Here is a 9,994-nt window from a genome sequence, read left to right on the forward strand (position 1 = left end):
GTCGATGATGGAATGGATGGCCTGGACCACCCCGACTGCACTGTTCTTCGCCGCGATCGGCCTGCTGCTGGTGGGCATGACAACCTGGGAATTGCGCTCGCCGAGTATCCCCCGGCGCGGCTTGTTACCGATCAGCACCACCCGTGGTGATCGCTTGTTTATCGGTCTTCTCGGCAGCGCCTACCTGCATTTGTTGGTGATCGGCGTAACCGGCTGGAGCATCTGGGTGGCGTCCGCGCTGTCTCTGGTGTGGCTGTTGTCTGTGATGCGCTGGGGCTAGTTGCCCCGTTTGAACCCCAAAACCAGGAGGTCTCTATGTTCGATAAAAACAATAAGCTGCGACATAGCATTTCATTGGCGGCCGTGCTGGCGCTCAGCGGGCTCAGTGCTGCGGCCTGGGCCGATGCCTATGAAGACGCTGCGAAAAAATGGATCGGCAGTGAGTTCAAGCCGTCGACCCTTACCGAAGCCCAGCAGCTCGAAGAGCTGAAGTGGTTTATCAAGGCCGCGGAGCCGTTTCGCGGGATGAAGATCAACGTGGTGTCGGAAACCCTCACCACCCACGAGTACGAGTCCAAGGTACTGGCCAAGGCCTTCAGCGAAATCACCGGGATCAAGCTGACCCACGACCTGCTGCAGGAAGGCGACGTGGTGGAGAAGCTGCAAACCCAGATGCAGTCCGACAAGAATATCTATGACGGCTGGGTCAACGATTCCGACTTGATCGGTACGCACTTTCGCTATGGCAAGACAGAATCCATCACCGACCTGATGGCCAACGAAGGCAAGAACTTCACTTCGCCGACCCTGGACATCAAGGACTTCATCGGTATTTCGTTCACCACCGCGCCGGACGGCAAGATCTACCAGTTGCCCGACCAGCAGTTTGCCAACCTGTACTGGTTCCGCGCCGACTGGTTTGAACGGGCGGACCTGAAGGCCAAGTTCAAGGAAAAGTACGGCTATGAACTGGGCGTGCCGGTGAACTGGTCAGCCTATGAAGACATCGCCAAATTCTTCAGCGAAGACGTCAAGGAAATCGACGGCAAGCGCGTCTATGGGCACATGGACTACGGCAAGAAAGACCCGTCCCTGGGCTGGCGTTTCACCGATGCCTGGTTCTCCATGGCCGGTGGCGGCGACAAGGGCCTGCCCAACGGCTTGCCGGTGGACGAGTGGGGCATTCGCGTGGAGGACTGCCACCCGGTGGGCTCCAGCGTGACCCGTGGTGGCGACACCAACGGCCCGGCGGCGGTGTATGCCACGCAGAAATACGTGGACTGGATGAAAGCCTACGCGCCACCGGAAGCGGCGGGCATGACCTTCTCCGAATCCGGGCCGGTGCCGTCCCAGGGCAACATCGCCCAGCAGATCTTCTGGTACACCGCGTTTACCGCCGACATGACCAAGCCGGGCCTGCCGGTGGTGAACGCCGACGGCACGCCGAAATGGCGCATGGCCCCATCGCCGGTCGGGCCGTATTGGGAAAAGGGCATGAAGAAGGGTTATCAGGACGTGGGCTCCTGGACCTTCCTCAAGTCGACGCCCGAGAAGCAGAAACTCGCGGCCTGGCTGTACGCGCAGTTCGTGACCTCGAAAACCGTGTCGCTGAAGAAAACCATCGTGGGCCTGACGCCGATTCGTGAGTCGGACATCAACTCCCAGGCCATGACCGACCTGGCGCCGAAGCTCGGTGGCCTGGTGGAGTTCTACCGCAGCCCGGCCCGGGTGGAATGGACCCCGACCGGTACCAACGTGCCGGACTATCCACGCTTGGCGCAATTGTGGTGGAGCCATATTTCGGAAGCGGCCAGCGGGGAGAAGACGCCGCAGCAGGCACTGGATGGCTTGGCCAAAGACCAGGACGCGATCATGACGCGCCTGGAACGCTCCAAGGTGCAGCCGATTTGCGGGCCGAAGATGAACGAGGAGCGGGATGCGCAGTACTGGTTTGACCAGCCGGGTGCACCGAAGCCGAAGCTGGCCAATGAGAAGCCGCAGGGTGAGACGGTCAGCTATAACGAGTTGCTCAAGTCGTGGGAGGCGGCGCGCAAATAACCCAAACGCAGCAGATCAAAAAATGTGGGAGCCAGGCTTTTGTGGGAGCCGGGCTTGCCCGCGATGCAGGCACCTCGGTCTGTCAGCCAGACCGCGGTGATGCCATCGCAGGCAAGCCAGCTCTCACATAAGCCCGGTTCCCACATTGGGTTTCTGGTGTTGGTAAAAGAGGGGCTACTTGGGATACAGCGGCGGCAAGCTGGTGCTGTCGCCCGCAGGGTCCTGCTCGCGCTCCGCCATCGGAATCGCCTTCACCGCCCGCCACAATTCCTCACCCTGCCAATACTGCCCCGTCTCGCTGTAGAGCGCGCCATTCAACCCGTCCAATGCATCCGACAGCGGCACAAACCGTGCGGCCATGTCGGCCAGGGTCTCCGGCTGTTGCCGTGCCCAGGCATCCAGTGCCTGGCGCGTGGCTTGCGGGTCGTTGGCCTGGCTCGCGCGCTTGAGGTCGTCCAGCAACGTACGCGGGCTCGGGCCGGTCTGGGCGGCACGCAGGATCGCCGGCTGCCAGCGCGCACGCCACCACAAGCCGAAGCCCAGCAGGGTGGTGCAGGCCAGGATCAGGCTGGTCAGTTGCCAGATCCACAGGCTGTCGTTGTCCGGTGCGGTGATCACGGTCGGGCTGGCCGGTGTGTCCACCACCAGGCTCGGGTTGGTCGCCACTTGCAGGGTGCGCGCCGGCAGGCTGGTGCGTTCCAGGTGGTCTTCGTGGGTGTTCCACCACACCACTTCCACCGCCGGCAGCTCCAGTGCTCCGACGCGGTTGGGCACCAGGGCTTCGCGGTCTTCGCGGCTGCCGATCAGGCCGCGGTCGTTGTTCTGGTTGCTCAGCACCGGCTGGTCCGGGTAGCGGCGCAGGCCGGGAATGTCGCTCAGGGCCAGTGGCGGCAGTTGCGCGCCGGCCAGGCCTTCGGCTTTCAGGGTCAGGCTGCGGGTCAGGGAGTCGCCGACCTGTACATGGTCCGGCTCGGGGTTCCAGCTTTCAGTGAGGGTCAGGCTGCGTGCCGGCAGCCAGGGTGCGTCCGCCGGGTAGGCAGCCGGCTTGGCCTTGACGGTCAGCGACAACTCCGGCGAGCTGACGTGGATCAGCTTGCCGGGCTTGGAGCCTTGGGGGTTGTTGTCCTGGGCGGGCCGTGGCTCCACCAGGGTGGCGCTGAATGTCTGCGTCGGGATCGTCAGCGTGCCACTGTGCTGCGGGTAGATCGCATAGCGGGTTTCGATCACGCCATGGCGAATGCCGTTGATGACTTTCTCGTAGGTGCGCGACTCACCCAGTTGCTCGATGCGGGTATCGGCGACCTGCAACGGCGTGAGGCTGCTGTCGTCATACAGCGACACCGAGTGGTAGACGCGCAGGGTCAGCAGCGCCTGGGCCTGGACGTAGACGCTGTCCTGGTCGAGGCTGGTTTCGATAAATACCGGGGCCAGTTGGGCCTCGGTGTTCTGGCTGACGGTTTCCACCACTTGCAGGGTGATCGGCTGGGTCTTGAGTTCGCCGATCTGCAACGGCGGAATCACCACGGTGCCGTTTTCCTTGGGCAGCAGGGTGATGATCCAGCGGGTGGTGGCGTGGTTGTCGCCCCCCAGGGTGGTGAGCTGGTTGATCTGGCGGGTGCCGCTGACTTCAAACAGCGGGTCGAGGGGCGCCAGGTCCGGTTTGCCGAACAGCGTGACGTCGTTGGACTCCACCGTCAGCTCCACTGTCTCCCCGGAATTGATGCGGCTGCGGTCGACACTGGCCACCAGGCCGGCAGCCTGGGCCTGGCTGGCCCACAACGCGAGGGTGAGAAGAAGGGCGGTGCAGCGGTTCATCGAGTCTTGTCCTGATGTTGTTGCTGTTCGTACCAGAATTTGCGTCGCAGCAGCTCACCGGGGTTGTCCGGGATCTGCCGCAGCCATTGTTCCAGGGCCTGGCGCTGTTCGCCTTCCAGCGTCCCGTCGGCGGGGCGCAGGGGCGGTGTGGTGGTTTGCTCGTCCCCCAACTCGCTGCCGGGTACCTCGTTGCTGCCGGCGTGGGGCGTGGCGCCGGTTTGGGTGTCGGTGGCGCCGGGCTGGCCCTGGCCTTGGGACGTCTGCTCGCCACCGGTGGCGGTCTGGCTGCTGGCGCCCGGTTGCGCAGTCTGGCCGGGTTGCGTGGTTTCGTCATCCTCGTTTTTCGCAGGTTTGGCCGGCTCGGTTTTTTCCGGTTCCTGCTGCATCAGACTTTCCACCAGGGCTTTGTTCTTCAACGCTGGCTGCAAGTCTGGCTGGGCTTCGAGGGCTTGTTCGTAGGCGTCGATCGCCGCTTCCAGCTCGCCGCTTTTGGCCAGGGCATTGCCTCGATTGTAGTGGGAATAGGCGTCGCTGCCTTCGGCAAAACGCTTGCCGGCTTCGGCGTAGTTGCCTGCTTCGTACAGTGCGACGCCTTGCCATTGCGGGTCTTCGAAATGTTCGGCGGCCTCGGCCGGGCGTTTTTGCTTGAGCAGCAATTGGCCCTGTTGGTCCGGGCGCAGCCACAGGTCCTGGAAGTCGAAGGCGTAGCTGGGCTGCGGCGCGCCCAACAGCAGTAACGGCAGGCAGAACAGCCAGCCGCGGCGCCCGGCGCAGGCGGCGAGCAGCAGCAGTGGCAGGAGCAGCCAATAACCCTGGTCGGCCCAGGTGTCGAGGTGCAGCAGTTGGCCGTCATTGCGCAGGCTTTGCGGGCCGTCCAGCAGGCCCAGGCTGCGCAGGTCCTTGTCGTCCAGGCGCGCCTGGCGGTAGCGGCCGCCCATCTCGCTGGCGAAGGCCTTGAGGGTCGGGCTGTCGAGGCGCGGCACGAGGATTGCGCCTTGGGCGTCCTTGAGGAATTCACCGCTCTCCTGGGTCACCGGCGTGCCTTCGCGGCTGCCGATACCGAGGATCGACAGGCTCGGTGCCTGGCTACCTTGCAACTGCAGGCGAATGCCCTGGCGTTCCTGCTTGGACAGCGACGAGCCAATCAGCAGCAGTCGACCCTGGCCCAGGCCGCCATGCTTGAGCAGGCTCAGGGCTTTTTCCACGGCCAGGTCGGCGCGGTGGCCGGGCTCGGGCATGATCGAGGGGCGCAGGGCTTCCAGCAGGTTATGGCTGGTGGCCAGGTCGTCCGAAAGCGGCACCAGGGTGTGGGCGCTGCCGGCGTAGACCACGATGGCGGTCTGCGCATCGCTGCGGGCCTGGAGCAGGTCGAACAGCTTGCGCCGCGCCTGTTCGAGGCGGTTGGGCGGGCTGTCGGTGGCGAGCATTTCCGGGGTCAGTTCCAGCAGCACCACCAGCGGGTCGGCGGGTTTCTGGCTGGACTGTTCGACGCGCTCCCAGCTCGGACCAAGCAACGCCAGCACGGCCAGCAGCCAGGCAATCCCAAGCACCACCCACGGCGATTTGCTTTCCCGGCCACTGCCGCCGCTGAGCAGCGCGGCATGGAAGGCTGGTGGCAGGATCATCTGCCAGCGCCCGGCGCGTTTCTGGCGGTGCCACAACTGCCACAGCAACCAGCCGAGCAGCGGCAGCAGCAATAGCCACCAGGGGCGGAACCAGTGGGGCCACAGGGCGATCATCGACGCCTCCGCAAACGCAGGCGTTTGAGGCGTTCGCGCCATTCAGTATTGGGTTGCAGGAAACGGCCCTTGCTCGAGAGTTTGTTGAACAGGCGTTGCAGGGCGTTATCCGGCCAGCGCTCCTGGATCACCAGCAGCATGCTGAGGATCAGCGCCAACGCCAGCGGCGCGCTGTACAGCGCCTGGGCGGGGCGGGCCTGGGTTGGTTGCTGGGCCACGGGTTCGAGCTGGTCGAGGGTTTCCTTGATCTTCAGCAGTTCGTTACCGTCGCGGGCGCGGAAGTAGCGGCCCCCGGTGGCCTCGGCGATGGCCTTGAGGGCCGGCTCGTCGAGGTCCAGGCTCGGGTTGACGCCGAGGATGCCCAGGGAGCCGGTTTGTTCCGGGTCGGCGCCGATGCCGATCGGGTAGATTTTCACGCCTTCCTCGGCGGCCAGGCGGGCGGCGGTCAGCGGGTCGATTTCGCCGGCATTGTTGGCGCCGTCGGTGACCAGGATCAGCACCCGGCTTTGGGCCGGACGCTGGCGTAGGCGCTTGAGGGCCAGGCCGATGGCGTCGCCGATCGCGGTGTTTTTGCCGGCAATGCCGATTTTTGCTTCATCGAGCCAGGTACGCACGGTGCGCCGGTCGAAGGTCAGCGGCGCTTGCAGATAAGCCTGGCTGCCGAACAGGATCAATCCTACACGGTCGCCTTCGCGGCCTTCGAGGAAATCCCCCAGCAGGTGCTTGACCAGGCTCAGGCGGCTGACGTCTTCTTCCTGCCACTGCATATCGGGGAAGTCCATCGAGCCGGAGACGTCCACCGCCACCAGCAAATCGCGGCCACTGGCGGCAATCGGCAGCGGTTCGCCGAGCCATTCCGGGCGGGCGGATGCGGTCAACAGCAATAGCCACAGGAATACGAACGGCGCTTGCTGGCGCCAGCCCGGCAGGTTGACCCGCGCACGGCGTCGGGCCAGGCCTTCGAGGTCGCTGAGGAAGCTGACTTTCAGCGCCGGCTCGCCGCTGTCGGCCACCGGCAAGATGAGCCGCAGCAACCACGGCAAGGGCAACAGGGCAAAGATCCACGGCCAGGCGAACTCAAACATGTTTGCGAATCCAGGTGTCGACGGCCTGGGTCAGGCCGGCGATGGCCTTGTCGTCGAGTTTGCATTCGGGCTTGTAGGCGCCTTCTACCAGCACCATCCAGCGGGTCAGGCCGGCGGCGGGGCAACGGTTGTCGAGGAACGCCAGCCACTTGCGGCCGTTGAGGGTGTGGCTCTGGCTGTAGGGGTAGTCGTTGCGGCACAGGCGTTTGAGCAGACCGTTGAGTTGTTGCAGCCAGGCACCGGCGGGCGCGCCGTCGTAGGGTTTGGGCATCAGCGCCAGCTCGGCGAGGGCAGCGATGCGCAGCGGGTCCAGGGGTTGCTCGGCGCGCGCCAGCGGGCGCTTGGCCGGCAGGAAGCGGCGCAGCCACCACAGGCCCCAGCCCGCCAGCGGGATGATCAGCAGCAACAGCCACCAGCCCGGCGCCGGCGGCCAAAAGCCGATCACCGGTGGGGCGATCAAGGGTTGCAGTTGGTCGAGGCCGCTCATTGCTTTTTAACCGGGCGTTGCGGGTTCAGGTATTCGCGCAGTTGCTCGACCATTTCACCCTGGGTGCTCAAGGGCATCAACAGCACCCGCAGCTTTTGCGCGAGCAATTCCCAGCGCGCGCTGCGGGCTTCGGCCTGGGCCTTGTAGGCCTGGCGCAGATCAAAGTTCAGGGTGTCCAGTTCCAGTTGAGCACCGCGTTCGGCGAAACGCAGCAGCCCGGCGGCGGGCAGGGCGTGGTCCAGCGGGTCGGAGACCGGCAACAGCAGCAGGTCGCAGTGGCGCGACAACAGGCTCAGCTGTTGCTCGGCGCCTTCGGTCAGGGCGCGTTCGTCGCAGATCACAATCACCAGGCTGCCCGGGCGCAGTACTTCCCGGGCCCGGCGCAAGGCCATGCCGAGGGCGTCGGCTTCGGGGCGACGTTCGGTGTTGAGGCTCTGGTTGACCCGCACCAGGCGGTTGAGCAGTTGCAGCAGGCTCTGCTTGCTGCGACGGGGTTTGATTTCGTAGTGCTCGCTGTCGCCGAACACCAGGCCGCCAACCCGGTCGTTATGGCCGAGCGCGGCCCAGCCGATCAGGCTCGCCGCCTGGGCCGCCAGCACCGACTTGAACATCTGCCCCGAGCCGAAAAACAGCCGGCAGCTTTGCTCCACCATGATGAAGATCGGCCGTTCGCGTTCTTCATGGAACAGCTTGGTATGGGGTTCCTGGGTGCGTGCGGTGACGCGCCAGTCGATGGTGCGCACATCGTCGCCGGCCTGGTACACCCGCACCTGGTCGAAGTCGACCCCGCGCCCGCGCAGTTTCGAGTGGTGCAGGCCGATCAGCGGGCTGCGCTGGCTCGGCGTGGAAAACAGCTGCACTTCCCGCACGCGATGGCGCATCTCGATCAATTCGCTCAGGGTGACACGGGTTCCATCGCCAGCGTTCATGGGCGTCAAGCGACGGCAACGACGTCGAGAATGCGTTGCACCACGCGGTCCTGGTCGATACCGGCCGCTTCAGCCTCGAACGACAGAATGATGCGGTGGCGCAGCACGTCGAACAGCACCGCCTGGATGTCTTCCGGGCTGACGAAATCGCGACCGGCCAGCCAGGCGTGCGCCCGGGCGCAGCGGTCCAGGGCAATCGAGCCACGGGGGCTGGCGCCGTAGGCAATCCACTCGGCCATTTCCGGGTCGAACTTGGCCGGGGTGCGGGTGGCCATCACCAGTTGCACCAGGTATTCCTCCACCGCGTCGGCCATATACAGGCCAAGGATTTCCTTGCGGGCGGCGAAGATCGCCTGCTGGCTGACCCGGCGTTCGGGCTTGGTTTCACCGTTGAGGGCTTCGCCACGGGCCTGCTGCAGGATGCGGCGCTCGACGGCGGCGTCGGGGAAACCGATTTTCACGTGCATCAGGAAGCGGTCGAGCTGGGCTTCAGGCAACGGGTAGGTGCCTTCCTGCTCGATCGGGTTTTGCGTGGCCATCACCAGGAACAACGGCGACAGCTCATAGGTACTGCGTCCGACACTGACCTGACGCTCGGCCATGGCTTCGAGCAAGGCAGACTGCACCTTGGCCGGGGCGCGGTTGATTTCGTCCGCCAGCACCAGGTTGTGGAAAATCGGGCCTTGCTGGAACACGAAGCTGCCGGTTTCCGGGCGATAAATCTCGGTGCCGGTGATGTCGGCGGGCAGCAGGTCGGGGGTGAACTGGATGCGATGGAACTGTGCTTCGATCCCTTCGGCAAGTTCCTTGATGGCCTTGGTCTTGGCCAAGCCGGGAGCGCCTTCAACCAGCATGTGGCCATCGGCGAGCAGGGCAATGAGCAAGCGCTCGATGAGTTTTTCCTGGCCGAGAATCTGCGTTGAAAGAAAGGTTCGCAGCGCAAGCAGCGCTTCACGATGTTCCATCGATGACGGTTCCTGGAGAGGTGAGCCCGGGCGTTGTCAAAAACGCCAGGGCCTGGGGGGCTTACTTTAATGCATCAGAGGGGGTGGCGACTAACGGCACAGGGGGTATTTTTTGGGAATTGTGGGAAATGTCCGAGGTTTTTACAGGCTGACTCCGGCCTGTGTGGTGAGGGAGCTTGCTATGTGGCGAGGGAGCTTGCTCCCGTTGGGCTGCGAAGCGGCCCCAAAACAGCGAACCGGGATCTGCCTGGAAAAATGCGGCGGCCTTATTGGGGCTGCTGCGCAGCCCAGCGGGAGCAAGCTCCCTCGCCACATTGAGCGGTTTTGGCAGTCAGGCCCGGATATAGGTGCCGGTGCCTTTGAGAATGTTCTGCAGGGTTTCTTCCACTTCGGCCAAATCCGACTCCGCCGTGCCGTGGGTGATTTCCAGATGATCGTTGCCGCCCAGTGCGTCGGCGTCCGCCGCGCCAATCTCCACGAGCAATGTCGTGGCACCGAGGGTGATCTTCAGCCCGTCCAGGGTCGACGGCTCGTAATCCCAGGTGATTTCCACCTCATCCTCATCCGGATAACGGGTGACCATGAACATCTCGCCCTTGTCGCCGTGGCAGCAGAGCATGGCCATGTTGTCTTCCTCGTCATCGCACGGGTTGACGATCAGGTGGGCGGTGGTCAGTTGCAGTGGCATGGTCAATCCTGTCTTGGGGGAGGGCGCAGCAGGGCAATTGTGCCATTGCGGCGAATTTTGTGCTGCATCGTGTGTCAGACCTTGTGGCATGACCTGGCGGGCAATATCAGTCATTTCCGGTACTCGGCGCCTCGGGATTTCTCTGAAAACACCCGGTTGCCCAAGTCGCAACCCGCCAGCAGCGTGCCGATGACCGAATATGTCGCAGCGTCGCAAGCAGCACGCTTC

At 64.3% G+C, this 9,994-nt stretch carries 9 protein-coding genes; 2 read left to right on the plus strand and 7 right to left on the minus strand.

All coding sequences use genetic code 11. The features are described from left to right. Positions 1 to 7: 7 nt before the first annotated feature. The gene (locus HX875_RS30240) at positions 8 to 280 is read left to right on the plus strand and encodes a DUF2160 domain-containing protein (RefSeq protein WP_010173082.1); all 273 of its coding nucleotides are present in this window, start codon (positions 8 to 10) and stop codon (positions 278 to 280) included. A gap of 35 nt (positions 281 to 315) precedes the next feature. Further along, positions 316 to 2,058, plus strand: a complete 1,743-nt coding sequence (locus HX875_RS30245) for an ABC transporter substrate-binding protein (protein WP_003218534.1) — start codon at positions 316 to 318, stop codon at positions 2,056 to 2,058. Between the two features lie 174 nt (positions 2,059 to 2,232). Here the strand turns inward: HX875_RS30245 and HX875_RS30250 are convergent, their stop codons facing one another. The 7 genes from HX875_RS30250 to HX875_RS30280 all read right to left on the minus strand — a co-directional run bounded on the left by HX875_RS30250 (position 2,233) and on the right by HX875_RS30280 (position 9,766). After that, positions 2,233 to 3,873, minus strand: coding sequence for a BatD family protein (locus HX875_RS30250; protein ID WP_177048400.1), 1,641 nt, complete (start codon positions 3,871 to 3,873; stop codon positions 2,233 to 2,235). After that, positions 3,870 to 5,612 (minus strand): tetratricopeptide repeat protein, encoded by a 1,743-nt coding sequence (locus HX875_RS30255; protein ID WP_177048402.1) that lies wholly within the window; start codon positions 5,610 to 5,612, stop codon positions 3,870 to 3,872. Before HX875_RS30255 ends, HX875_RS30250 begins: the two co-directional genes overlap by 4 nt. Beyond that, positions 5,609 to 6,697, minus strand: coding sequence for a vWA domain-containing protein (locus HX875_RS30260; protein ID WP_177048404.1), 1,089 nt, complete (start codon positions 6,695 to 6,697; stop codon positions 5,609 to 5,611). Before HX875_RS30260 ends, HX875_RS30255 begins: the two co-directional genes overlap by 4 nt. Next, a complete protein-coding gene (locus tag HX875_RS30265; protein ID WP_177048405.1) occupies positions 6,690 to 7,184 on the minus strand; it encodes a DUF4381 domain-containing protein in 495 nt (164 codons plus the stop codon). The genes HX875_RS30260 and HX875_RS30265 overlap by 8 nt, the downstream gene beginning before the upstream one ends. Further along, positions 7,181 to 8,113 (minus strand): DUF58 domain-containing protein, encoded by a 933-nt coding sequence (locus tag HX875_RS30270; RefSeq protein ID WP_003218540.1) that lies wholly within the window; start codon positions 8,111 to 8,113, stop codon positions 7,181 to 7,183. Before HX875_RS30270 ends, HX875_RS30265 begins: the two co-directional genes overlap by 4 nt. 5 nt (positions 8,114 to 8,118) lie before the next feature. Next, positions 8,119 to 9,078 carry an AAA family ATPase gene (locus HX875_RS30275; protein ID WP_003218556.1) on the minus strand — a complete coding sequence of 320 codons (960 nt, stop codon included), beginning with the start codon at positions 9,076 to 9,078 and terminating at the stop codon, positions 8,119 to 8,121. Between the two features lie 331 nt (positions 9,079 to 9,409). Next, positions 9,410 to 9,766, minus strand: coding sequence for a hypothetical protein (locus HX875_RS30280; RefSeq protein WP_177048407.1), 357 nt, complete (start codon positions 9,764 to 9,766; stop codon positions 9,410 to 9,412). Positions 9,767 to 9,994: the final 228 nt, after the last annotated feature.

This window comes from Pseudomonas yamanorum, from assembly GCF_013386765.1.
In the GTDB taxonomy this organism is placed as follows: domain Bacteria; phylum Pseudomonadota; class Gammaproteobacteria; order Pseudomonadales; family Pseudomonadaceae; genus Aquipseudomonas; species Aquipseudomonas yamanorum_A.

Coding starts and splice junctions, on each gene's coding strand:
- HX875_RS30275 (WP_003218556.1), bottom strand. CDS start 9,078: ATGGAACATCGTGAAGCGCTGCTTGCGCTGCGAACCTTTCTTTCAACG.
- HX875_RS30240 (WP_010173082.1), top strand. CDS start 8: ATGGAATGGATGGCCTGGACCACCCCGACTGCACTGTTCTTCGCCGCG.
- HX875_RS30270 (WP_003218540.1), bottom strand. CDS start 8,113: ATGAACGCTGGCGATGGAACCCGTGTCACCCTGAGCGAATTGATCGAG.
- HX875_RS30255 (WP_177048402.1), bottom strand. CDS start 5,612: ATGATCGCCCTGTGGCCCCACTGGTTCCGCCCCTGGTGGCTATTGCTG.
- HX875_RS30280 (WP_177048407.1), bottom strand. CDS start 9,766: ATGCCACTGCAACTGACCACCGCCCACCTGATCGTCAACCCGTGCGAT.
- HX875_RS30250 (WP_177048400.1), bottom strand. CDS start 3,873: ATGAACCGCTGCACCGCCCTTCTTCTCACCCTCGCGTTGTGGGCCAGC.
- HX875_RS30265 (WP_177048405.1), bottom strand. CDS start 7,184: ATGAGCGGCCTCGACCAACTGCAACCCTTGATCGCCCCACCGGTGATC.
- HX875_RS30245 (WP_003218534.1), top strand. CDS start 316: ATGTTCGATAAAAACAATAAGCTGCGACATAGCATTTCATTGGCGGCC.
- HX875_RS30260 (WP_177048404.1), bottom strand. CDS start 6,697: ATGTTTGAGTTCGCCTGGCCGTGGATCTTTGCCCTGTTGCCCTTGCCG.